Origin of the sequence: Nocardiopsis sp. NPDC050513 (assembly GCF_044457925.1) — a bacterium.
Classification (GTDB): domain Bacteria; phylum Actinomycetota; class Actinomycetes; order Streptosporangiales; family Streptosporangiaceae; genus Nocardiopsis.
In genome coordinates this window covers 1-23,260 of the sequence record NZ_JBITHK010000005.1, presented here as the reverse complement: position 1 = coordinate 23,260, position 23,260 = coordinate 1, and the positions used below count along the sequence as shown (strand labels likewise).

19 protein-coding genes, 2 pseudogenes and 1 CRISPR repeat array are annotated in these 23,260 nt (G+C 70.8%); of the genes and pseudogenes, 11 read left to right on the top strand and 10 right to left on the bottom strand.

Annotated elements, in window-relative coordinates:
- Entirely contained in the window at positions 1–1,434 is a 1,434-nt protein-coding gene (locus tag ACIBFB_RS10400; protein ID WP_397228508.1) for a BNR repeat-containing protein, read from the top strand.
- Between the two features lie 322 nt (positions 1,435–1,756).
- Positions 1,757–2,029: direct repeats of the CRISPR family, unit length 29 nt; unit sequence CTGCTCCCCGCGCACGCGGGGATGGACCC.
- A gap of 136 nt (positions 2,030–2,165) precedes the next feature.
- Here the strand turns inward: ACIBFB_RS10400 and ACIBFB_RS10395 are convergent.
- Positions 2,166–2,579 (bottom strand): hypothetical protein, encoded by a 414-nt coding sequence (locus tag ACIBFB_RS10395; protein ID WP_397229233.1) that lies wholly within the window; start codon positions 2,577–2,579, stop codon positions 2,166–2,168.
- A 221-nt stretch (positions 2,580–2,800) separates the two neighbouring features.
- On the opposite strand from ACIBFB_RS10395, the gene ACIBFB_RS10390 reads away from it, so the two are divergent.
- Positions 2,801–4,018 carry an IS110 family transposase gene (locus ACIBFB_RS10390; protein WP_397228506.1) on the top strand — a complete coding sequence of 406 codons (1,218 nt, stop codon included), beginning with the start codon at positions 2,801–2,803 and terminating at the stop codon, positions 4,016–4,018.
- 19 nt (positions 4,019–4,037) lie between these two features.
- Here ACIBFB_RS10390 and ACIBFB_RS10385 read toward each other — a convergent pair.
- The 3 genes and pseudogenes from ACIBFB_RS10385 to ACIBFB_RS10375 all read right to left on the bottom strand — a co-directional run.
- Positions 4,038–4,652, bottom strand: a pseudogene (locus ACIBFB_RS10385) (LLM class flavin-dependent oxidoreductase); the annotation flags it as partial.
- A gap of 131 nt (positions 4,653–4,783) precedes the next feature.
- Positions 4,784–5,734, bottom strand: coding sequence for an NmrA/HSCARG family protein (locus ACIBFB_RS10380; protein WP_397228504.1), 951 nt, complete (start codon positions 5,732–5,734; stop codon positions 4,784–4,786).
- Between the two features lie 85 nt (positions 5,735–5,819).
- Positions 5,820–6,200 carry a DoxX family protein gene (locus ACIBFB_RS10375; RefSeq protein ID WP_397228502.1) on the bottom strand — a complete coding sequence of 127 codons (381 nt, stop codon included), beginning with the start codon at positions 6,198–6,200 and terminating at the stop codon, positions 5,820–5,822.
- Between the two features lie 143 nt (positions 6,201–6,343).
- Here ACIBFB_RS10375 and ACIBFB_RS10370 point away from each other — a divergent pair, with 143 nt between their 5' ends.
- Positions 6,344–6,811 (top strand): MarR family winged helix-turn-helix transcriptional regulator, encoded by a 468-nt coding sequence (locus ACIBFB_RS10370; RefSeq protein ID WP_397228500.1) that lies wholly within the window; start codon positions 6,344–6,346, stop codon positions 6,809–6,811.
- A 137-nt stretch (positions 6,812–6,948) separates the two neighbouring features.
- Here the strand turns inward: ACIBFB_RS10370 and ACIBFB_RS10365 are convergent, their stop codons facing one another.
- On the bottom strand, positions 6,949–8,034 hold the full coding sequence (locus ACIBFB_RS10365; protein WP_397228498.1) for a proline racemase family protein: 1,086 nt from the start codon (positions 8,032–8,034) through the stop codon (positions 6,949–6,951).
- Positions 8,035–8,281: 247 nt separating this feature from the next.
- On the opposite strand from ACIBFB_RS10365, the gene ACIBFB_RS10360 reads away from it, so the two are divergent.
- From ACIBFB_RS10360 to ACIBFB_RS10340, 5 genes are all read left to right on the top strand, one after another.
- Entirely contained in the window at positions 8,282–9,178 is an 897-nt protein-coding gene (locus ACIBFB_RS10360; RefSeq protein ID WP_397228496.1) for a dihydrodipicolinate synthase family protein, read from the top strand.
- Between the two features lie 34 nt (positions 9,179–9,212).
- On the top strand, positions 9,213–10,469 hold the full coding sequence (locus ACIBFB_RS10355; protein ID WP_397228494.1) for an NAD(P)/FAD-dependent oxidoreductase: 1,257 nt from the start codon (positions 9,213–9,215) through the stop codon (positions 10,467–10,469).
- A 66-nt stretch (positions 10,470–10,535) separates the two neighbouring features.
- Positions 10,536–11,225, top strand: coding sequence for a GntR family transcriptional regulator (locus ACIBFB_RS10350; protein ID WP_397228492.1), 690 nt, complete (start codon positions 10,536–10,538; stop codon positions 11,223–11,225).
- Between the two features lie 94 nt (positions 11,226–11,319).
- Positions 11,320–12,816, top strand: coding sequence for a gamma-aminobutyraldehyde dehydrogenase (locus ACIBFB_RS10345; RefSeq protein ID WP_397228490.1), 1,497 nt, complete (start codon positions 11,320–11,322; stop codon positions 12,814–12,816).
- A gap of 9 nt (positions 12,817–12,825) precedes the next feature.
- Entirely contained in the window at positions 12,826–13,425 is a 600-nt protein-coding gene (locus tag ACIBFB_RS10340; RefSeq protein WP_397228488.1) for a short chain dehydrogenase, read from the top strand.
- A 53-nt stretch (positions 13,426–13,478) separates the two neighbouring features.
- On the opposite strand, the gene ACIBFB_RS10335 is transcribed toward ACIBFB_RS10340, so the two are convergent.
- From ACIBFB_RS10335 to ACIBFB_RS10320, 4 genes are all read right to left on the bottom strand, one after another.
- On the bottom strand, positions 13,479–14,978 hold the full coding sequence (locus ACIBFB_RS10335) for an alanine/glycine:cation symporter family protein (RefSeq protein WP_397228486.1): 1,500 nt from the start codon (positions 14,976–14,978) through the stop codon (positions 13,479–13,481).
- Positions 14,975–15,421 (bottom strand): universal stress protein, encoded by a 447-nt coding sequence (locus tag ACIBFB_RS10330; protein WP_397228485.1) that lies wholly within the window; start codon positions 15,419–15,421, stop codon positions 14,975–14,977. Before ACIBFB_RS10330 ends, ACIBFB_RS10335 begins: the two co-directional genes overlap by 4 nt.
- A 633-nt stretch (positions 15,422–16,054) precedes the next feature.
- Positions 16,055–18,301 carry a thiamine pyrophosphate-dependent enzyme gene (locus ACIBFB_RS10325; protein ID WP_397228484.1) on the bottom strand — a complete coding sequence of 749 codons (2,247 nt, stop codon included), beginning with the start codon at positions 18,299–18,301 and terminating at the stop codon, positions 16,055–16,057.
- Between the two features lie 176 nt (positions 18,302–18,477).
- Complete coding sequence (locus ACIBFB_RS10320) at positions 18,478–19,539, bottom strand: LacI family DNA-binding transcriptional regulator (protein ID WP_397228482.1); 1,062 nt, start codon at positions 19,537–19,539, stop codon at positions 18,478–18,480.
- A gap of 107 nt (positions 19,540–19,646) precedes the next feature.
- Between ACIBFB_RS10320 and ACIBFB_RS10315 the strand changes: the two genes are divergently transcribed.
- Genes ACIBFB_RS10315 through iolG form a run of 3 tightly spaced genes read left to right on the top strand, consistent with a single transcriptional unit; the run spans position 19,647 to position 22,799 of the window.
- Positions 19,647–20,819: a phytanoyl-CoA dioxygenase family protein gene (locus ACIBFB_RS10315; protein WP_397228480.1), complete on the top strand. Its 1,173-nt coding sequence runs from the start codon at positions 19,647–19,649 to the stop codon at positions 20,817–20,819.
- A gap of 19 nt (positions 20,820–20,838) precedes the next feature.
- Entirely contained in the window at positions 20,839–21,789 is a 951-nt protein-coding gene (locus ACIBFB_RS10310) for an aldo/keto reductase (RefSeq protein WP_397228478.1), read from the top strand.
- Positions 21,777–22,799, top strand: a complete 1,023-nt coding sequence (iolG, locus tag ACIBFB_RS10305; RefSeq protein WP_397228476.1) for an inositol 2-dehydrogenase — start codon at positions 21,777–21,779, stop codon at positions 22,797–22,799. Before ACIBFB_RS10310 ends, iolG begins: the two co-directional genes overlap by 13 nt.
- A gap of 191 nt (positions 22,800–22,990) precedes the next feature.
- Here iolG and ACIBFB_RS10300 read toward each other — a convergent pair.
- Positions 22,991–23,260, bottom strand: a pseudogene (locus ACIBFB_RS10300) (hypothetical protein); the annotation flags it as partial.

The window sequence follows — 23,260 nt, the reverse complement described above, 5'->3', positions numbered from 1 at the left end:
ATGCTCCCTCACACCCCCACCGTCCGCCGTGTCCTGAACACGGCCCTGGCCCTGGCCCTGGCCGGTCCGCTCGTCGTCGCCCCGGCCGTCCCGGCCGCCGCCGACGCGCCCTCGGCCACACCCCTGGGCCAGCGGACCCTGGACGAGCAGGCCCTGTACTTCGTCTCCTACGACGGACTGGTCAACAACGGCTCCTACCAGCAGTCCGGCATCATCACCCACGGCGACTACCAGTACGCCGCCTGGTACACCGAGTCCCGCCACGCCGTCGTCGCCCGACGCGACCTCGACGGCGGAGACTGGCGGACCGTCCGGCTACCGCACCGGCTCACGGTGAACGACTCCCACAACAGCATCTCCCTGGGCGTCTCCGCCGAGGACGGCCGCCTGCACGTGGCCATGGACACCCACAACAACCCGGTGTACTACACGCGTTCGGCGGCGGGGCTGCTCACCGACGACGCGCCCTGGAGCGCCGACTCCTTCGAACCGATCAGCCGGGACCTCGCCGGTCTGGACATCGGCTCGATCACCTACCCCCGGTTCATCGACGCCCCCGACGACGGGCTCCAGCTCGCCTACCGGACCGGCGGCTCCGGCAACGGCACCCTGGAACTGGCCGAGTACGACGAGGACGGAGACTGGACGCACCTGGGCGCGTGGTCGTCCCCCGCGGGCTCCTACGCGGCCAACGGCGCGGTCAGCACCAGCCGCAACATGTACCTGCACGGCATCGGCTACGGGGACGACGGACGCCTGCACGCGTCCTTCACCTGGCGCGAGACCGCTGCGGGCGGAGACATCCTCTGCCACCCGGGCGGGCTGTCCAACCACGACACCGGCTACGTCTACAGCGACGACCGGGGGCGCACCTGGCGCACCGACAACGGCGCCCTGGCCGCGGTGACGGGGACCTCCCACCTGGTGTCCGTGGACACTCCCGGACACGTGGTCGACCCGCTGCCGCTGAACTACGCCCTGATGAACCAGGAGTCGCAGGCGGTCGACTCCGAGGGGAACCCGCACGTGGTGATCAGCTACCGGCCGGGCCGGTTCGGGCACTGCTCCACCGACTTCGTCCGCGACCGCCGCAACCAGGGTTACGCCTTCCACCTGTACCAGGACGACGCGGGCCGGTGGCACAAGTTCGAGATCCCCGAGCCGCTCCGGGCCTTCGGCCGCTCCCGGCTCGTCCTGACCGACGAGGACACCGCCTACGTGGTCATGCCCTTCGGTCGGATCATGGCCGCGACCAGCGAGTCCGGCTGGACCGACTGGACGATGGTCCACGACGGGTCCGACATCGACGCGTTCGGCGAGGTGCTCGTGGACGAGTCCAGGGTCGCCTCCGAGGGCGTGCTGTCGGTCTTCTACCAGGAGGCCGGGGACCAGCCCTCCACACCCATCCGGGTCGCCGACTTCCAGCTCGGCTGACGCCTCGCGCCGAGCGCGGCAGCGGTCGACACGGAGAGGGCCCGCGGTCGTGTCGGCGGTGGTCGCCCGTTCCAGCGTCCTGCCGGTGGTGGTGTCGGTCCCATCCTGGACCCACCGGCAGGACGCCAACCCGTGGCCATCGGATGAGCAGAGGTTGTCATTCCATGGATGGTGTGAGGTGATGGGGCTGGGCGGACCCTTCGATGGCGAGTGGGGCCTTGTGGCTCATGGAGCTTGATGTACGTTCTTGTCTTTTGTGTCTGATTTTCACCAACGTGCGGATGTGAGCTACCGGAGAGCGTGGAAGCCCAGGTCGGGAAGTCTGCTCCCCGCGCACGCGGGGATGGACCCTGCTCGGCGCGGAACCGCAAGATGCGGGCATCCTGCTCCCCGCGCACGCGGGGATGGACCCGTGGTCGAGCAGCTTCTGCCCACGCCGACGGCCTGCTCCCCGCGCACGCGGGGATGGACCCGACGAGGCCGCGGCGACCTACGCCGAGTACGCCTGCTCCCCGCGCACGCGGGGATGGACCCGGGCCGTGCTCGGACCCGGCTCTCCGTCTGGACTGCTCCCCGCGCACGCGGGGATGGACCCCGACCGTTGGCTAGCCAGCAGCTTCGCGCCGGGTGTGATGGAGTCCGCGGCACGTACTGAGTTGGTGGGACCGTGCCTTCGGATTCTCAGCCCACCGGGTCGGCGGTCCCCGTGCGGTCAGCGTCGCGGGCGGTCATCAGTGACGCGTGGGTGGGGCGTCGGGTACGCGGGCCGGGCGGTTCCTGGCGAACTCGCGCCGCAGGATGGGCACGACCTCCTCGCCGAGCATGTCGATCCGTTCCAGCACGGCCTTCTGCGGAACGCCACCGCCGTCCACGACGAACAGTTGGCGCTGGTAGTCGCCGAAGTGTTCACGGAAGGCGAGCGTCTTCTCGATGACCTGTCCGGGGGTGCCGACGGTCAGCGGGGTCCGCTCCATGTACTCCTCCAGGGAGGCCCCGCCGCCCATCTGCCGTGAGTGGTCGAAGAAGGGGCGGAACTCCCGGATCGCGTCCTGGGACCTGTGCCGCATGTAGACGTGGCCGCCGAGACCGACGACGGTCTCCTCGGGACTGCCGTGGCCGTGGTGCGCGTACCGCTCCCGGTACAGGTCGATCAGGCGTTGGAGGTGTCCTACCTTTCTTTTCGGGTTGATCGAGCCGTTCGTAGGGTTGGGTCACCCAGGGGCTCGGGGTATGGCTGATGGGTGTGCGCCGCTCGATGGCTCAAGGAGCTTGGCTGCCCTGAGCCCCGCGACGACTCGACCGCTAATTGGGAACTGCGACTTGATCGCTCTGTAGGGCAGCGCCGGCGAGGTCGTCCGCGGGATCGATGAACAACGAGCTGGCGGAGGTGCCCGTGCCCCGAATCTGGGCCGGAGTGGACATCGGCAAGGAACACCACCACTGCGTGGCGATCAACGCCCAGGGCGAGCGGCTGCTGTCGCGCCGTGTGGCCAACGACGAAGCTGTCCTCCTGGACCTGCTCGCCGACGTTCTGGCCCTGGACGGGGACGTCCTGTGGGCCGTGGACCTCAACCACGGAGGCGCCGCCCTGCTGATCGGGCTGCTGCTGGCCCATGACCAGCCCATGGTCTACATCACCGGCCTGGCCGTGCACCGCGCCTCGGGCACCTACCGAGGCGAGGGCAAGACCGACGCCAAGGACGCGTTCGTCATCGCCGACCAGGCCCGCATGCGCCGGGACCTGGGCCTGTTGCGGCCCGGCGACGAGATCGCCGTGGACCTGCGCACCCTGACCACCCGTCGCGTGGACCTGGTGTGCGACCGCACCCGGGCCATCAACCGGCTGCGCGCTCATCTGCTGGAGATCTTTCCCGCCCTGGAGCGGGCCCTGGACCTGACCAACAAGGGCCCGGCCGTGCTGCTGACCGGCTACCAGACCCCCGCCGCGATCCGCCGGATGGGAGCCAGGCGCCTGGAGACGTGGTTGAGGGCGCGCGGCGTCCACGGGGCCGCCGCGCTGGCCCGCACCGCCATCGACGCCGCCCAGGCCCAACGCACGTCCCTGCCCGGGGAGAAACTGGCCGCGATCGTGGTCGCCCGCCTGGCCAAGGGGGTGATGGCCCTGGACGAGGAGATCGCCGAGACCGAGACGCTCATCGAGGCCCGGTTTCGCGAGCATCCGCACGCCGAGGTGATCCAGAGCCTGCCCGGCATGGGGCCCCGACTCAGCGCCGAGTTCATCGCCGCGACCGGCGGCGAGATGGACGCCTTCGGCACCGCCGACCGGTTGGCGGCCTTCGCCGGACTGGCCCCCGCACCACGTGACTCCGGGAAGGTGAGCGGAAACCTGCGAAGACCGCGCCGGTTCAACCGGGGCCTGCTGAGGGTGTCCTACCTGTCGGCGCTGGCCAGCCTCAAGTGCTGTCCAGCGTCCAAGGCGTACTACCAGCGCAAGCGCTCCGAGGGCAAAGGGCACAAGCAGGCCCTGCTGGCGTTGGCCCGGCGGCGGGCCAACGTCTTGTGGGCGATGATCCGTGACGGAGCGTGCTACCAAGCCACGCCGCCAGTCACGGCAGCGGCTTGACATCAGCATTGGGAAGCTCCTTGGGCCAGAAGATGTTGTTGGCGAAGCGCCCGTCGCCGTAGGAGGCGGCCTGCTCGGCGACCGGGGAGCGGATGGAGCCGTGCCAGACGAACGGCGGCATACCGTCCAGCGGGCGCGGGGTGGAGGTGAAGCCCTGCGACGGGGTGCGGAACCTGCCCTCCCAGTCGACGACGTCCTCGCGCCAGAGCCGGTGCAGGAGGTTGTAGTTCTCCAGGGCCAACGGGATGCCCTGGCGGATGTCCTGGCCGAACCACGGATAGACCGGGCCGGTGTTGCCCCGGCCCATCATCAGGTCCACGCGACCGTCGGCCAGGTGCTGGAGCATCGCGTGGTCCTCGGCGATCTTGACCGGGTCGTTCGTGGTGATCAGCGTGCTGGCCGTGGACAGAATGATCCGCTCGGTGCGCGCGGCGATCCACCCGGGCATCGTGGTCGGGGAGGAGGGGACGAAGGGCCGGTTGTGGTGCTCGCCGGTGGCGAAGACGTCGAGGCCGACCTCCTCGGACTTCCGCGCGATGGCGACCATCGCCTTGATGCGCCCCTGCTCGGTCGGCGCACGGCCCGTGGCCGGGTCGGTGGTCACATCGCCGACGGTGAAGATGCCGAACTGCATGCGTCGCCATCCCTTCTCGACATAGGACGCGTCATGTGTGTGTCCGGCGCGCACCGTGGGACGTGGCCGTTCCGACCCCGGCACCGCGCCGGAGGCCGGGACCGGGCCTCCAGCGCGCTCGGGGTGCCCGTTCAGCCCACCTCGATCTTCGAGGCGTTCTCGGCCAGCCAGGCGTCGAAGCTCCTGAGCGCGGGGTTGATCTCGCGCAGCCGCTCCAGGTCGCGAGCGCCGGTGAACTGCTGGTCGAAGTCACCGTAGAACTGGAACATGTTGGCGATCTCCCCGGCCGCCGGGATGTCCAGGTTCCGGAAGACGTCGTAGGGCACCGACTGGAAGCGCACGGGCTCGCCGATCGCCGTTCCCAGCTTCTCCGCGTACTCCGCGCCGGTCAGGTGGTCGCCCGCCAGGCTGACGGTTGCGCCGAGGAACCTCTCGCCGCCCCTGAGGACGGCCAGAGCCGTCCGGCCGATGTCCGCCACGTCCACTCCGGAAAGGAGCTTGCCGTCCTCGAACGGCAGGGTGACCGTCAGGACGCCGTCCTCGCCGCGCCGGGGGGCGAAGGTCCGCAGGAAGCCCTGGAAGAAGAACGTGGTGTTCAGGAAGGTCGTCGGCACTCCGGCCGCCCTGAACAGCTCGTTGCCCTCGCCCTTGGCGTCGAAGTGCGGCACGTTGAACGCGCCCTGGAGGACGGGCATGCGGTCGTCGTCCAGGGGCAGCAGCTCGCGGGTGTCCTCCAGCGTCGACCAGACCACGTGGCGCAGGCCTGCGGCCTGGGCAGCCCGGACCAGGACGTTGATCTCCTCCGTCTCCTTGGCCGCTGAGCCGTGCGCCCAGAAGTTCGTGACGAGGAAGGCGCCGTACGCACCCTCGAACGCCTGGTGCACGGTCGGCTCGTCGTGGAAGTCCGCCTGGACGATCTCGGCCCCGAGTTCGGCGAGTTCCCCGGCGGCGGGCGAGGCGGGGTTCCGGGTGAGCGCGCGTACCGCGAAGCCCGAGTCCGGGTCGGCGAGGATCGCCCGCGCGGCGCCTCCGCCCTGTGCCCCCGTCGCTCCGGTGACCACGATGGTCTTCGTGTCGTTCATGGCGGTTTCTCCGTTCGTGGAGGTGTGGTTCGGTGGGTGTGTCGACGGTCTCGGTCAAGGGGACCGCTCGGGCGGCGGCCGGTGGTCAGCTGAAGGGGTAGGGGCCGAAGCGACCCCAGGCCACCACGCCGGCCAGCACGATCAGCACGGCGTTCACCGGGATCGAGCCGAACTCGCCCCGCCTGCCGTGGGTCACCGCCGCGCCGAGCATCAGCAGCACCAGGCCCACGGCGGCCAGCGGCACGAGGACGGGGAGGACGCCCAACAAGGCGGGCAGGATCAGGCCGACCGCCGCCAGGACCTCCAAGGCGCCGATCGACTTGATGAGGCCCGGTGAGAAGCCCTCGGCCCACGCCATGTTCGGCGAGGCGACCAGCTTCTCCTTGGACTGGGCCAGTTTCATGCCGCCGGACGCCAGGAAGGCCAGGGCGAGCAGGGCGGCCAGGATCCACAGGACGATGTTCATGGAGGTTTCCGTTCGAAGGTCGGGGGACGGCTCCGTCGCATACATGTCACATCATCTATCCCTGTCGAGAATTAGATGACGCGTCAATCACTTTAGTCGAGTGGGTACATGACATGTCAAGTTCCTGGGTAGACTCCTCGCACATGAACGACGCACCCCAGTGGCTGACCGCGCCGGAGCAGCACGCCTGGCGCACCTTCGTCCGCCTGTACCGGAGGCTCCACACCAGGTTGGGCGGCGACCTGCAGACGCATGCCAAGCTCTCCGGGGCCGACTACGAGATCCTCGTCGCGCTCACCGACGTCCCGGACGGCCGTCAGCGCTTCCAGGACCTGGCCACGACCCTGGAGTGGGAGCAGAGCCGCCTGTCGCACCAGATCTCCAGGATGGTCAAACGGGAACTGGTGGCGCGGGAGGAGTGCGCCGAGGACGGGCGCGGGCGTCTGGTCGCCATCACGTCCGCCGGTCGCGCGGCCATCGAAGCCGCCGCGCCCCGGCACGCGGCACTGGTCCGGCGTCTGGTCATCGACGCCCTCACCCCGGACGAGCTCGCCCAGCTCGCGTTGCTCTCCGACCGTGTCCACGGGCACCTGGACGAGACCTCACCCTGACCGCCCCCTTCTCTGAGGGGAGGCGCATCTCGGAACGGGTCCCCTCCCGCCGGGGGACGCGCGGCACGCGGTGCGCCACGCCCGGTCCCCTTCGGCCAGCAGCGCCCGCTCGGCGGCGGTCGGTGCGCCGGCCGCCGTCACCAGGAGCTGTCGCCCCACAGGTCTCCCACCGTGTAGCCGCGGGGGAACGGGTCGTCGGGATGCAGGACGTGCTGGTTGATCCCGGTGATCCAGGCGCGCCCCCTGATGGAGGGGACCACGGCGTCGCGTCCGGCGACCTGGACGCGCTCGTGCAGCCTGCCCTCGAACGTGGTGCCCAGGATCCCCTCGTGCACGAACGGCGTGTCGAGGGCGAGCTCGCCTCGGGCGTGCAGGCACGCCATGCGCGCCGAGGTCCCCGTCCCGCAGGGGGAGCGGTCGATCGAGCCCCGCCACGTCTCGGGCCGCGCCGCGTCGAGCTCGCCGTTGGGCAGGACGACGCTGTTGCGCGCCGACACGCCCGGCCTGTCGGTCGGACCGTGCAGCATCACCAGGGAGATCTGGTCCAGGTTCGGGTCGTCGGGGTGGCGCACCGGGACCTGTTCCCGTGCGGCGGCCAGGAGGGCCATGCCCGCCCGGACGATCGCGGGCGCGTTCCGCGCGCCCAGCTCGACGCCGAGGGCCGCGGCGGGGGCCTGCACGTAGAACTGGCCGCCGAAGGCCACGTCGGCCAGGACGTCGCCGTACTCGGACACCGAGACGGGGGTGTCGAGGGCGACCGCCCACGCGGGCACGTTGCGGACCCGGACCGCGCGGACCTTGCCGTCGGCGACCGTCGCGGTCGCCTCGACCGGCCCGGCCGCCGTGTCGATCCGCACGACCGTCTCGGGGGCGTGCATCGGCAGGGCCCCGGTCTCCAGCAGGGCGGTGACGGCGCACATCGTGTTGCTTCCGGACATCGGCCGGAACCCGCCGTTCTCCAGGATGATGATCGCCGCGTCGGCCTCGGGACTGACCGGGGGCAGCACGAGCACCCCGCACATGGCGGGGTGCCCGCGGGGCTCGCGCAGGAGCAGCGCCCTCAGGTCGTCCAGGTTCTTCGCGCACCACTCCAGCCGTTCGGACATCGTCGCGCCCCGCACCTGGAGATGGCCGCCGAGGAGAACGCGGCCCGGCTCGCCCTCCGCGTGCACGTCGACCGACGTGATCATCCGCGTTCCGTCCATGCGCTGCCTCCTGTGCATCGAAGTCTCCCCTGGTCCCGGCTGTGAATCAACCGCCGCGGGCGTGCTGGGCGGGTCAGGTTGACATCGCCGTGTGACGCTCCCTACATTCATATTGTCGCAGATTGTCAGACAATCTGCATGCAAGCTCTCGGAGGAGCCCGCCTTGACGTGGTCAACCCGTCACGGCGACCGCGGCCCGCGGTGGGCTCCGTGCCGGCTCGGTCGAACCGGCCCGATCGACACCATGACGAGGAGACGGCATCCCATGTCCGACAAGACCACGCTCACCGGCATCCTGGTCGCCCTGCCCACGCCCTTCACGCCCGACGGCGGCAGGATCGACGCCGACGCTCTGACGGCGCACATCGACCGGCTGATCGAGGCCGGCGTGCACGGTCTGGTGCCGGGCGGCAGCACCGGCGAGTTCACGGCACTGACGCCCGCCGAGCGCAAGCGGCTCCATGAGATCTGCGTCAAGGCCGCCGCCGGACGCGTACCGGTCGTCGCCAGCCCCGGCGCGCCGTCCACGGCCGAGACCGTGGAGCTCAGCGCCCACGCGGCCGAGGTGGGAGCCGACGCGCTCATGGTGGTGCCGCCGTACTACGACGCCCCCGACGCCGCCCAGCTCCGAAGCCACCTGGAGGCCGTCCACGAGGCCGCCCACCTGCCCATCGTGTACTACAACATCCCGGCCGCGACGGGCGTGAGGCTCACCGCCGAGCAGATCGCCGAGCTCGGCGACATCGAGGGCGTCGAGTACCTCAAGGACACCTCCGGCGACGCCGTCGCCCTGGGCGAGCTCCTGGTGAAGCACTCCGACCGCATCACCGCGTTCAACGGCTGGGACACGCTCACCTTCTTCGGGCTGGCCAGCGGAGCGACCGGATCGGTGTGGGGCGCCGCCAACGTCGTCCCCGAGCTGTCCGTGCGGCTGTGGGACGCCCTCGCGGTGCGCGGCGACCTGGCCGAGGGCCGCCGACTGTGGGAGCGGATCTGGCCCGTCTGCGATTTCCTGGAGGCACACCACTACGCCGCCGCGGTCAAGACCGGCATGGAGCTGACCGGCCACCCCGTGGGACCGGTGCGCGCACCGTTCGGCCCGCTCGACGAGTCCGCCCGCGCGGAGTTCGCCGCGCTGCTCAGCGCCGCGGGTGCGATCTGAGCCGCCGCACACAGGCCTTCGAGGGAGGGATGACATGAGAATCGTCGTGGTCGGCGCGGGCGTCGTCGGCCTGGCCTGCGCCTACGAACTGGTGCGGGACGGACACGACGTCGTGGTCGTCGACGCCGGAGCCGCCGGAGCGGAGGCCTCGCACGGCAACGCGGCCAAGATCGCGGTCGCCGAGTCCGGCCCCGTCCCGGCGCCCGGCATGATCGTGCAGGGTCTGAAGTGGATGCTGCGGCCGGACAGCCCGTTCTACGTCAAGCCCTCCCTCGCCCCCGGCCATCTCCGGTTCCTGCTGCGGATGGCCCGGCACTGCAACGAGACCGACTTCCGCTCCGGCCTGGAACTGCACCTGAGGCTGGCGACGGAGGCCGACGCGCTCTTCGACGAGTGGCGGTCGCAGGGGCTGGAGTTCGAGACGCACCGACGCGGTGTGCTCCTCGCCTACGAGAGCGGTGAGCACTTCGAGGCCCGACTGGGCTACCAGGCGGTGTTCGACCGCTTCGGGGCGCAGGCCGAGGTCCTGGACGCCGACGGCGTCCACCGCGTCGAGCCCGCTCTGTCGGACCGGATCCGGCACGGCCTGTACTACCCGGGAGACCGGCAGATCGAGCCCGACTCGCTGACGTCGGCCCTGGCGGACCACGTGCGCGAGCTCGGCGGTGAAGTCAGGGAACACTCCGAGGCGAGGGCGTTCGAACGCGGCGCCTCCGGCGTCCAGGGGGTCGTCACGGCCCACGGACGGCTGCCGTGCGACGGGGTCGTCCTCGCCGCGGGGGTCTGGAGCGGCCCGTTGTCGAGGAAGCTGGGAGTACCCCTCCCGATCCACCCCGGCAAGGGCTACAGCGTGGACTACGCGCCCGCGCCCCTGGCACTCAGGACCTCCCTGACGCTGGAGGACGCCCGGGTCGCCGTCACACCGCTCGACGGCATGGTGCGGCTGGCCGGAACGATGGAGTTCTCGGGTTTCGACGACAGGGTCGACCGCACCAGGGCCGAGGCGATCAAACGCGCCGCGAGCGAGGGCTTCCGGGACTGGGACCCCGAGGCGCCGCACCGGGAGGTGTGGGCGGGTATGCGTCCTATGACGCCTGACGGCCGACCGGTCGTGGGGTCGTTGGACAATGGCGGCAACGTCTGGGTCGCCTCCGGCCATGGGATGCTCGGCCTGACCCTGGCTCCGGGCACCGCCCGCACCGTCCGGCGGCTCATCAGGGGGGAGGTGTCGGAGGATCCCCTGACGAGCCCCCGCCGGTTCCGGCGGGGTGCGCACCGGTCACGGCGCTGAACCGCGCACGACCGGTCACGAGGGTCGGTACCACCGGGTACCGACGAGAGGAAAGAGGACACGAGAATGACGATCGGACGGACATCCGGGTCGGCACTGGCACCCGTCAGCAACGCCACCAGGCGTGAGGTCGTCGTGGCGGCGATTCGTCGTGCTCTCCTCTCCGGCGAACTCGCCCCCGGGCAGAGGGTGAGGGAGTCCGCGCTCGCCGACTCCCTGGGGGTCAGCCGCCCGACCATCCGTGAGGCGATCCACCAGCTGATCCACGAGGGGTCCCTGGTGCAGGAGCCGTACAAGGGGGTGCGGGTCGCCACGCCCAGCCCGCAGGACCTCCTCGACGTCGCGGCGGTCCGGGTGTCACTGGAGACCGTCGCCGCCCTCCACCTGGCCGAGCACCGGGACGGGGAGGGGATGAAGCGGCTGCGGCAGGCTCTGCGGGAACACCTGGACGCGCTCGAGGGCGACGACCCCCTCCAGTCCGACATCACCCACCTGGAACTCCACCGCGCCCTGTGGGAGGGGTCGGAGAACCAGATGCTGGTGCGGATCTGGCCACTGGTGGAATCGCAGATCCGGATGGCGATCTCGACAGACCAGGCGGCCCGGGCCGATCCCGAGCGCGACGCCGAGATGCATCAGCGCCTCGTCGACGCGATCGACTCCGGTGACGGGGAGTGGATCGCGGCCGAGGTCAAGGAGCACATCGGCAGGAGCGCGGACGAGGTCGTCAAGCTCATCGGGCGGCGCGAGGACTGACCGCCGCCCTTCCACAACCCCACAGGCAGCACCGTCGGACCGCCCCCTCTCGCGAGGCGGTCTGACCGGTGCTGCCCGAACACCAGGAGCACACGTGAAGTTCGACCGTCTGGAGACGAGCAACCACATCGGCGGGATCCCCGGAGTCGGGGACGGCCCCGAACTCGAGGTCGTCGATCCGTCGACCGGAAGGACCGTATGGACCTACCGCGCGGACACACCGGAGGCCGTCCGCGCCGCCGTGGACGCCGCGGCCGAGGCGTTCCCCGCCTGGGCGTCCGCGACCCCGGCGGAGCGCTCCACCGTCCTGCACCGCCTCGCCGCCGAACTCGAGACCGTCGCCGAGGACCTGGCGCAGGCCGAGACCGCGCAGGCGGGCAAGCCGATCCGCCTCAGCCGCGGGTTCGACGTCCCCGGTTCCATCGACAACGTCTGGTTCTTCGCCGGAGCCGCCCGCAACCTCGAGGGCAAGGCGGCGGGGGAGTACTCCGCCGAACACACCTCCATGATCCGCCGCGAACCGATCGGCGTCGTCGGATCCGTCGCCCCCTGGAACTACCCGTTGCAGATGGCCATGTGGAAGATCCTCCCGGCCGTGGCCGCGGGCAACACCATCGTCCTCAAGCCCGCGGAGAACACCCCGCTCACCACACTCATGCTCGCCCACGCCTGCGAGCGCGCCGGGGTGCCCGCGGGTGTGGTCAACGTCGTCAACGGCACGGGACCGGTCGTCGGCGAGGCCCTGGTCACCAGCCCGAAGATCGGCATGACCTCCTTCACCGGCTCCACGGCGGTCGGTCGGCACATCGCCGGGCTCGCCGCCGCCAACGGGACCCGGACCCACCTCGAACTGGGCGGCAAGGCGCCGTTCGTGGTCTTCGACGACGCCGACCTGGACGCGGCGGTGCGCGGCGCCGTCGCGGGCGCGCTCATCAACACCGGCCAGGACTGCACCGCGGCCACCCGCGCCTACGTCCACCGCGACCTCTTCGACGACTTCGTGTCCGGCGTGGCCGAACTGATGCGGTCCGTGCGCCTGGGCGCGCCGGCCGACCCCGCCACCGACATGGGACCGCTGGTGTCCTTCCGGCAGCGCGACCGCGTGGCCGCGATGGTCGACCGCGCCGTGTCCGCCGGAGCCAGGGCCGTGACCGGGGGAGGCGCCCCCGGGGGCGAGCTGGCCGCGGGCGCCTACTACGAGCCGACGCTGATCGTGGGAGCGGACCAGCGCAGCGAGATCGTCCAGGAGGAGGTGTTCGGTCCGGTCCTGGCCGTGCTTCCCTTCGACACCGACGACGAGGCCTTCCGGCTCGCCGACGACGTGCCCTTCGGACTGGCCGCCTCGGCCTGGACCCGGGACGTCTACCGCGCGCAGCGGGCCGCGCGCTCGCTCTCGGCCGGCACGGTGTGGATCAACGACCACATCCCGATCATCTCGGAAATGCCGCACGGGGGCATGAAGGCCTCCGGCTACGGCAAGGACATGTCGACGTACTCCTTCGACGAGTACACGCGGATCAAGCACGTCATGTCCGACATCACCGGGCTCGCGGCCAAGCCCTGGCACTCGGTCGTCCACCAGAACGCGTAGGGAGTATCCATGAGGATTCTGCATGTCGGAGCGTCCGGAACCATCGGCGGCGCCGTGCGCACGGCCCTGTCCGACCGCGGCCACGACGTCGTCGCCGCGCATCGCGGGTCGGTCGGGTGGCCGGTGGACATCTCCGATCCCGAACGGATCCACGACCTGCTGGACGAGGTCGGTGAACTGGACGCCGTCGTGTGCACCGCCGGGTCGACGCCGTTCGGCCCCTGGCAGCAGTTGGATCGCGCCGCCTGGACGTCCGGGATCGAGAGCAAGCTCCTCGGCCAGATCGAACTCGTCAGGCAGGCCGTGGACCAGACGCGCACCGGAGGATCGTTCACCCTGATCTCCGGGATCATCGGGCGGGAGCGGATCCGCTCGGGCAGCGTGGCCGCCGCGGTCAACGGCGCGCTGGAGTCGTGGGTCGCCGCGGCGGCGGCCGAGATGGGCGGCGAACACCGTCTCAACGCGGTGAGTCCCACCGTCCTGACGGAGTCGCTGGACAGGTACGGCGACTTCTTCCCCGGTTTCCCGTCCGTCGCGGCGGCCGACGTCGCCCAGGCGTTCGTGCGGTCGGTCGAGGGGATCGACACGGGGCGGATCTACCGGGTCTGATCCGAGGGACGACGACGGCGCCGCGGGCTCCCCGCGGCGCCGTCGTCGTCGGGTCAACCCAGGTTCCGGGCCTTGGGCTCCGTGTCGAACTCGCCCGCCCGCAGTCCCTCCCAGTACCGGGAGAACTCTCGGCGGACGACCTTGGCGAGGAAGTACAGCCCCACCACGTTGAACATCGCCAGGACGAAGAAGATCGAGTCCGCGAAGAGGATCACCGGTCCCAGCGTCGACGCGGCGCCGATGACGGTGAAGCCGAGGAACACGCCCTTGTAGACCTGTTCGGCCCTGCGGCTGTCCTTCAGGAGGTATCCGAAGCCCTTCATGCCGTAGTACGAGTTGCTGAGGATGGTGGAGACCGCGAACAGCAGCACCGCGACCGCCAGGACGTAGGGGAACCAGGGGAGCACGGTCTCGAAGGCGCGCGAGGTCAGGGTCACGCCGGTGACCTCCGCCGCGTCGGATGCCTGCCACACTCCGGTCACGGTGATCGTGACGGCGGTCATCGAACAGATGATGATCGTGTCGACGAACGGCTCGAGGGAGGCGACGAAGCCCTCGGTCGCCGGTCGCCCGGTCCTGACCACCGAGTGCGCGATCGCCGCGTCCCCGACTCCGGCGGAGTTCGAGAACGTCGCCCGTTGGAAACCGACGATGAGGGACCCGATGACGCCTCCCGCCACGCCTTCGGGCGAGAACGCGCCCGTGACGATCTGAGCGACGGCGCCGGGCAGTCCTCCGATGTTGACCGTGATGACGGTCAGGCAGGCGAGGACGTAGACGACGGCCATGACCGGCACCATCACACTGGTGACCCTGGCGATCGACTTGATCCCGCCGATGATGACGAACGCGACGAACAGCGCGAGGGCCACGCCGATCACCCAGCGGTTGCCTGCCAGCCACGAGTTCTGTCCGATGACGTCGACCAGTTGCTGGGTGGACTGGTTGGCCTGGAAGGCGTTGGTCCCCAGGGCCGCGATCATCATGCTGACGGCCCAGCCCGCGGCGAGGAACCTGCCGATCCCCGGGCGGCCGAGCTCGGCCAGTCCGCGGCTGAGGTAGTACATCGGTCCGCCGGAGACGGTGCCGTCCTCGTGCACTTGGCGGTACTTGACCGCGAGCATGCACTCGGCCATCTTCGTCGACATGCCGAAGAAGCCGGCGACCACCATCCAGAACGCCGCTCCCGGGCCGCCGACGGTGACGGCGACGGCGACTCCGGCGATGTTGCCGAGCCCCACGGTGCTCGCGACCGCCGTCGCGAGGGCCTGGAAGTGGGTCACCTCGCCAGCGTCGTCGGAGCGGGTGTACCTGCCGCGCACCAGGTCCAGTCCGTGCTTCATGCCTCGGACGCTGAGGAACTTGAGCCAGACGGTGAAGAAGGCGCCCGCGATGACGAGCCACGTCACGATGAGCGGGACCTCGGCGCCGAACAGCGGCACGGAGTAGAAGACGACACTGGCCAGGCCTTCGGCGACCGGCCCGAAGAAGCGTTCGATCTGGGAGTCGACGGCCGATGTCGTCGACGCGGCGAGAACCATCGTCGGTGTCACGGGACCACCACCACCGCGACCGGAGCGTGCTGGACCAGGCGGCTGGCGGTGCTCCCGAAGATCGCCGTGCGCAGGTTCGACTCACCGGTCCGGCTGACGAAGACGAGTCCGTGGTCGTCCTGGTCCGCGAGGTCGGCGAGGACCTCCGAGGGGCGGCCGTGGCGGATGGCCGTCGCCACCGTGACGCCGGTGAGGAGGTCCTGGGACCCGGCCCAGGTCAGGACGGGGTCGATGACCTCCTCCCGGGCGCGGGCGACCTCGGCCCGGCGGGCCGCGGACCGGGACTCGTTGTCCTCCGGCGAGCGCAGCGAGAAGGGCGACCAGGTGACGACGTGCGCGATGGTGACGCGCCACTGGTTCAGGCGGGCCCGCTTCAGCGCGAACTCCACCGCCCGTCTGGAACCGTCGCTCCGGTCCACTCCGACGAGTACTGACTCCATCATCTCACGCACCTTCTCCCTCGCGCCTGGGGGCATCGATCGGCGGACCTCTCGGCTGTACCGGCTCTCGGCCCGATGGGGCGGGGCTGCCGGGCCGGTCACGAAGACTCCGAGAACTCAGATTGAAGATTGTCTGACAATCTGCATATATCGGAACTGTAAGCTCGGTCACAGGGGGAGTCAAGGTCAGCGATCACGACCGTGACGTCATCGCAGCACAAGAGGGTGCCTTGACCGTGGATTCGGTGTAGGCACAGGCCAGCGCCGCGGCCGATGCGGGTGTGCGGATCGCGTCGGCCCGTGGGGGCCCGCGGTTCCCGCGCTCCGACCCGGCGGACCGGGATCAGCCCGTGCAGGGCGGCGCGGCACGCGCATCGCCGGTACCGTGTCGGCGGTCCGCCTGGGGACGCCGACAGGCGTCCGCGCGCACGGCCGGACCGGGTGAGATCCGACGTCCGGCCCCGGCGAGGAGACGCTGACCGGACTGGTGGGAAGCGGTGAGGACCGGTCTACCGGCGGCGCCCACACCTGCCGGCGGACCGGTCCCGCGGATGCCGCACGACGACGCCGGGGCTCAGCCCGGCCTCGCTACGGCGTCCATGTCGGCTCGGCCGTGGAGATCCCGATGCCCCGGCGTCACGCTCCCCGGGGGTCGGCGGACAGCAGCCGCCCGGCGGCCGCCTCGATCATCTCCTCGCTCAACAGCACCCGGTCGGCGGCCGGGCCCAGGGGGACGAAGCTGTCCATGCTGTTCACCCGCCCCATCACGCCGCCGAACCCCGCGTCGACGAGCTCGGCGAGCACCGACTCGGCCACGCCTCCCGTACGGCGGGTCTCGTCGACGACCAGCACACGGCCCGTGGCCTCGGCCTCCCTGCGCAGGTCGGCGACGGGCAGCGGGGCGAGCCAGCGCAGGTCCAGCACCCGGGCGTGGATCCCGCGCTCGGCCAGGCGGCGTGCCACGCGCAGGCACATGGGCACCCCGTTGGCGAACGTGACCAGGGTCAGGTCGGCCCCGTCGCCGTAGGCGCGGGCCCGGCCGAGCCCGACGTGGCGCTCGTCCCAGCCGTCCGGCGGCGGGTAGGGCGCCAGCCATCCGCCGTCGCCGGGCTCGTGCAGGTCGCGTGTGTGGTACAGCGCGATCGGCTCGAGGAAGACACAGACCCGGCCGTCCTCGCGCGCCGCCGCCACGCAGGTGCGGAGCATGTGGGCGGCGTCGTCGGCCCGGGCCGGTGAGGCGATCACGACGCCGGGGACGTCCCGCAGCGCGGCCACCGAGTTGTCGTTGTGGAAGTGCCCGCCGAAGCCCTTCTGGTAGGCGTAGCCCGCGATGCGCACGACCATCGGGTTGCGGTACTGGCCCCGTGAGAAGAAGGACAGCGTGGCGGCCTCGCCGCGGATCTGGTCCTCGGCGTTGTGCAGGTAGGCCAGGTACTGGATCTCGGGGACCGGCACGAAGCCCGCGAGCCCCGCCCCGAGGGCGGCGCCCAGGACGCTCTGCTCGTCCAGCAGCGTGTCGAAGACCCGGCGCGCCCCGAACCGCTTGCGCAGCCCCTTCGTGACGCCGTACACGCCGCCCTTGCGGCTCACGTCCTCACCGAACACCAGGACGTCGCGGTCACGGCACAGCAGGTCGGCGAGCGTGCCGTTGACGGCCTGGGCGAAGGTCACCGGCCCCTCCTCCTCGGGCGGCGATCCCCTGAAGGCCCGTCGGCGTTCGGCCTCCGGCGCCGTGCGGGCGGCGTCGGCGCGCACCGCCTCGGGGCGGTGTGCCGCGAGCGGCGCGGCGATCTCGGCCGCCGACCGGAGCTTGGGCCGGGCACACGCCTTCTCGGCGAGCTCGGCGACCTCGTCGCGGATGCGGTCGTAGCGGTCGACGACCTCCTCGGGGGTGAGCACGCCGGAGGAGACGAGAAGACGCGCGGTGCCCACGAGCGGGTCGCGCTCCAGACCCGCCGCGATCTCGGTCCGGCTCCGGTAGGCGGTCTCCACGTCGGACCCGGCGTGCCCCATGAGCCGGACGGTCCGGAGCCGCAGGAACGCGGGCGCCCGGTTCCGGCGCACCCAGTCGGCGGCGTCGGTCGCCGCCGACAGCGCGTCCCACGGGTCGCTGCCGTCCGAGGCGAAGTAGCGCAGTCCCGGCCGGTGGCCGTAGGCGTCGTCGATCCACCCCGCCGGGGTGCGCACGCTGATCCCGATGCCGTTGTCCTCGCACACGAACAGGACGGGCACGGGGATGCCCTGGCGGGCCGAGTGCAGGGCCGCGTTGATCGCGCCCACCGCCGTGGAGTGGTTGGCGGAGGCGTCGCCGAAGCTGCACACCACCACGGCGTCGGTCGGCCACGCGTTCTCCACTCCGAGTTGGGCCGCGCGTTCGATGGAGAACGCCAGGCCCACCGCTCGCGGCAGGTGCGAGGCGATGGTCGAGGTCTGGGGGATCACGGCGGCGGGCCTGCTGCCGAACACCTTGTGCCGACCGCCGCTGATCGGTTCCTCCGTGGCGGCGACGACGCCGAGCAGGACGTCCCACAACGGCTGCTGTCCGGGGAGCTGGCCGCTGCGGTACAGGAAGAAGGCGCCGGAGCGGTAGTGCAGGAGCGCGGGGTCGCTGGGGCGCAGCGCGGCGGCGACCGCGGCGTTGCCCTCGTGGCCCGAGGATCCGATGCTGTAGAAACCCTGCTTCCTGGCTCCCAGTTCGCGCGCGGCGAAGTCGAGCTGCCGACTGCCCGCCTGGGCGGTGAAGATCCGTAGCAGGTCGTCGCCGGTGACCGGGCTGTCGGGCGTGATCGGCGCCGCTGCGGGGCGCGGCTCGGCCGGGGTCAGGGCGGTGACCGTGTCCCGGAAGTGCCGGTCGACGGCGGCGGGGCCGCCTGTGTCGCTCATCGGGTGGAGTCCTCCGTGTCGATCGAGGGGGCCGCACCGGTCGGTGTGCGTGTACTCCTCCACGATGGTTCCCACCGGCCCCCGTTCCCAGACCCGCGGCGGTGGTCGGGAACCGGTTCGGCGGGCGGCGACCGCCGAGGGCGTGGTGTCGGCGGTTCCGGCCTCATCCGGCCGTCTCACGTGAAGGGAAGTCCGCCGAGTGCCCCAGGAGCACGCACGTCCATGTTGTAGGGCGTGACGACTTGGATGGCGGACGACCAGGAGTGGATGCCGCCGGGAAGCGCACGGTGTGCCTGCATGACGATCTGGCAGGCCCGCCGCATGTCCTGGCGCAGGTCGTGGTGCAGCACCACGGACAACCTCCCCTCGCGCAGCAGCCGTGTGTTGTCGTGGTCCAGATCGTGTGCGATGAACACCGAGCACTCACGCTTCATCTCCTCGAACGCCTCGACCGTCGCGACGTTGCCGCCCCCGATCGAGTAGACGGCCCTGATTCCGGGGTCGCGCTCCAGGGCCTCCAGGACACGGTCGCGCATGACGGCGTCGAGGCCGTTGGTCTCGGTGACCTCCACCAGGGGGTGTTCAGGGTAGTCGGCACGCATGGCGGCGCGGAATCCCATCTCACGCTCCTCCTCGCCTCGGAAGAAGCCGCTGCTGAGGGTGGTGAGCACGCTGCCGGGGCGGTCGCCCAGCCACTGGCCGACGAGGTAGGCGGCGGTGGCCCCCGCGGCGCGGTTGTTGATCCCCACGTAGGCCAGGCGACCGCTGGTGGGCAGGTCCGTCACCAGGGTCACCACCGGGATCCCCGCCGCCGTCAGGCGATCGATCGCGGCGACGACCTCGGGGACGTCCGGGGCCTTGAGGATGACGCCCTGGCATCCTCCGCGTGCGGCGATGCGGTCGAGGACCTCGACCAGATCCCCGACCGGACCTCTCTCGCGGAAATGGAACCGCGAACGCACCACTGCCGGGTGCAGCGACGGCAGTTCCGCCTCCAGGGCGGCACGCACGGCGGAGGAGAAGCGCTCGGGTGTGTGCATCACGATGTCGATCATGAAGGTGCGACCGCCCAGCCGCACCTGCGTCCGCTGTCGGTCCAGATCGGTGATGGCCTGGCGCACCTGCCGGACGGTGCTCTCACGCACCCCACCCCGGTCGTTGAGGACCCGGTCGACGGTGGCCTCGCTGACTCCCGCCTGTCGGGCGATCTCCCGGATTGGATAACGATGGGCGGGCATCGAACTTCTCCTTGATGGGTATTTGATGGTTTTCTGCTCTTGCTTGAGGGTTTCTGGTTTTTAGGATTGTAGGTGATCCGCATCACTTCACCGAATGAGGAGGCGTCATGCCGACCACCACGACCGGCTCCCGCCACTGGCTGTCCGAAGCCGACTGCGACCTCGATGAGCTGCGCGCCCTCGTTGATCAGTCCACCGACCCGCGCGACTACCCTCTCGCGACCTCCGTGGAGCAGAACGTCCTGGTCTACGACAGCGCTCGCCTCAGGGAGGAGTGCTCCACGGCCGAGGGGCGGCATCGGGCCCAGACCGAGATCGCCCGGGCCCTGATGGAGGGTCCCGGTATCGCGGTCTTCAAGGACGCCTTCAACGACCACGCCGTCGTCGACCGAGCCTCCGAGGCCTTCAACGCCCTGATCGAGGAGGAGCGTGGAGCCGGGCACGGCGACCACTTCGCCAAGCCCGGCGCCAACGACCGGGTGTGGAACGCCCTGGAGAAGACGGCCCTGCGCGCACCCGAGGTCTTCGCCGACTACTACGCCAACGACATCCTGGCCCTGGCCTCCACCGCCTGGCTGGGCCCCGGCTACCAGGTCACCTCGCAGATCAACGTGGTCAACCCCGGCGGAGCGGCGCAGACCGTCCACCGTGACTACCACCTGGGCTTCCTGACCAACGACCACGCCGCCGCGTTCCCGGCGCACGTGCACATGCTCTCGCCCGTGCTGACTCTCCAGGGTGCCGTCGCGCACTGCGACATGCCGGTGGAGAGTGGCCCCACGCTCTACCTGCCGCACTCGCAGAAGTACGAGCCGGGCTACCTCGCCTGGCGCCTGCCCGCGTTCCGCGCCTTCTTCGAGGACCGGCGCGTCCAGCTTCCGCTGGCCAAGGGCGACGCCGTGTTCTTCAACCCGGCGCTGTTCCACGCCGCCGGGCACAACCGTTCGGCCGCGATCCGGCGCATGGCCAACCTGTTGCAGATCTCCTCGGCCTTCGGCCGGGCCATGGAGACCGTCGACCGCGAGCGCACCGCCAACGCGGTCTACCCGGTGCTGCTGCACCGCAGGACCGAGGGCGCCTCCCAGCAGTGGCTGGACAACGTCGTGGCCGCGTGTGCCGAGGGCTACCCCTTCCCCACCAACCTGGATCTGGACGCACCGGTCAAGGGGCTGGCCCCGCCCGCCCAGACCGACCTCCTGCGCCGGGCGCTGGAAGAGGAGTGGACACCGGAGCACCTGCGCCGGGAACTGCGGTCGGCCGCCGAGCGGCGCCAGAGCTGACACGGAAGCGAAAGAGACCTTGCGCTACAACCGACTGGGAAAGACCGAACTGCGGGTGTCAGCGGTGTCGTTCGGCACCGCTCCGCTGGGAGACATGTTCGGCAGGGCCGACGAGGCCCAGGCCGTGTCCAGCGTGCACCGCGCCCTGGACGCCGGGGTCAACTTCTTCGACTCCTCGGTGTACTACGGCGGTGGCCTGGCCGAACAGCGCCTCGGCGCGGCGCTGCGGGGCCGGAGGGACGACGTCGTCGTCAGTACCAAGGCGGGCCGGTTCGGCCCCGACGACTTCGACTTCTCCCCGCGCCGGATCCGGGAGAGTCTGCACCGCAGCCTCGAACTGCTCCAGACCGACCGTGTGGACCTCTTCCACCTCCACGACATCGAGTTCGTCGAACTGGACGGAGTGTTCGCCGACTCCTACGCCGAACTCCTCCGGCTGCGCGACGAGGGCAAGTGCCGCTATGTCGGCATGACCGGCTACCCCATGGAGGCCCTGATCCGTGCGGTCTCCGAGACCGATCTCGACGCGGTGCTCTCCTACGCCCACTACACCCTGCTCAACACCCGCCTGGCCGACGAGTTGGCGCCGGTGTGCGACGAGCACGGGGTCGGGCTGATCAACGCCGCCGCGGTCGCACTCGGGCTGCTCACCCCTGCGGGCCCGCGGATCGACGTCCGTGCGGGAGAGCGGATCCGGCGGGCCGCCCGCCGCGCGGCCAAGGTGTGCGAGGACAGGGGCGCCGACATCGCCTTCCTGGCCAACCAGTTCTCCATCCAGCGCTCCGGGGCGGCGACGACCGTCATCGGAACCACCAAGGCACACCATCTGGACTCCGCGATCGCCGCTGAGTCCGCGCCCATCGACGAGGAACTGCTCGCCGCTGTGCTCGACGCCACCGAGGATGTTCGAACGGTGTCGTGGAGCAGCGGTCTGCCCGAGAACAACGGAGACCACACATGTTCCGCGTAGCCCTCTTCGGAGCCGGACGCATCGGCCAGGTCCACGCCCGCTCCGTCGCATCGCACGAGGAAGCCGAACTCGCATGGGTCTGCGACCCGGTCCTGCCCGCGGCCCAAGCCGTCACGGACCGGTACGGCGGCCGACCCGTCGCCGACGTGGACCGGGTGTTGGAGGACGGCGGCGTCGACGCGGTGATCATCGCCTCGCCGACGCCGACGCACGTGGACCTGTTGACCCGCTCGGTCCGGGCGGGTCGGCCCGTGCTGTGCGAGAAGCCGATCGATCTGGACCTGGCCAGGGTGGATCGCTGCTGGACGGACATCGCCGAGTACCGGCCGTGGGTGATGATGGGCTTCAACCGACGCTTCGACCCCACCTTCCGGCGGATCCGCGGCCGGGTCGCTGGCGGCGACATCGGCGCTCTGCGCGGCCTGCGGATCACCAGCAGGGACCCGGAACCGCCGCCGGCTGAATACCTGGCCGCATCGGGCGGGATCTTCCGGGACATGACGATCCACGACTTCGACATGGCGCGGTACTTCCTCGGCGAGGTGACCGAGGTGCACGCCTTCACCTCCGAGGACGATCGCCCCGAGCTGATCGCGGCCCACGACGCGCACCAGGCGGTGGTGACCCTCCGCGGCGTTGACGGCGCGCTGTGCACTGTCACCAACAGCCGCACGTGCGTGTCCGGATACGACCAGCGCTTGGAGGCGTTCGGTGACACGGGCATGCTGGAGGCCGCCAATCAGACGCCGACGAGTGTGCGCGCCCACGGAGCGGCGGTGACCGGGGCGGCGGAGCCCTACCTGCACTTCTTCCTCGACCGCTACCGCGACGCCTACGTCGCCGAGTTCGACGAGTTCGTCCGGGCCCTCCGCGAGGGTCGGGAGGCCTCTCCCGGGTTCGCGGACGGCAGGGCCGCGCTCGTGCTGGCCGAGGCCGCCGTCGAGAGCGCGGCCACCGGGCGGACCGTTCCGATCTCCTCCGTACCGCACACCGAGAACGCGACGGCCTAGAACCGTGGGCCGTTCCCTTCGGGAGCGGCCCACGGCCTGTGCGGGTCTCGGCTGCCGGAGTGCGGTCCCTCGAAGAATCACGCCGGTTCCGCGAGCGGAGCCGAGCTCATCCGCTTCGGGGGCTCGTAACCGGCCGAGCCGTACCGGGACCGAACCCGCTGGACCGATGGGCCGCGTTCGGTGGCTCGGCCTCAGCCGAAGAGGTCCTCGGCGGTCTCGACCCTGACGGCACGGCGCACCCACGCCTGAAGCTGCTCCGGGTCCGTGCACGCGGTGACGCGCTCGCGCACCGCGTCGCCCACCGCGATACCCCGCGCGTCCAGGACTTCCAGGATCGCGGCGGCTTCGCCTTCGGCGCGGCCCTGTTCGCGGCCTTGCTCGCGGCCCTTGGCCACGTACTGCTCGGTGAACGGGGTGCTGAACTCGTAGATCGCAGACGCCACAATCGCCTCCATGCGTTC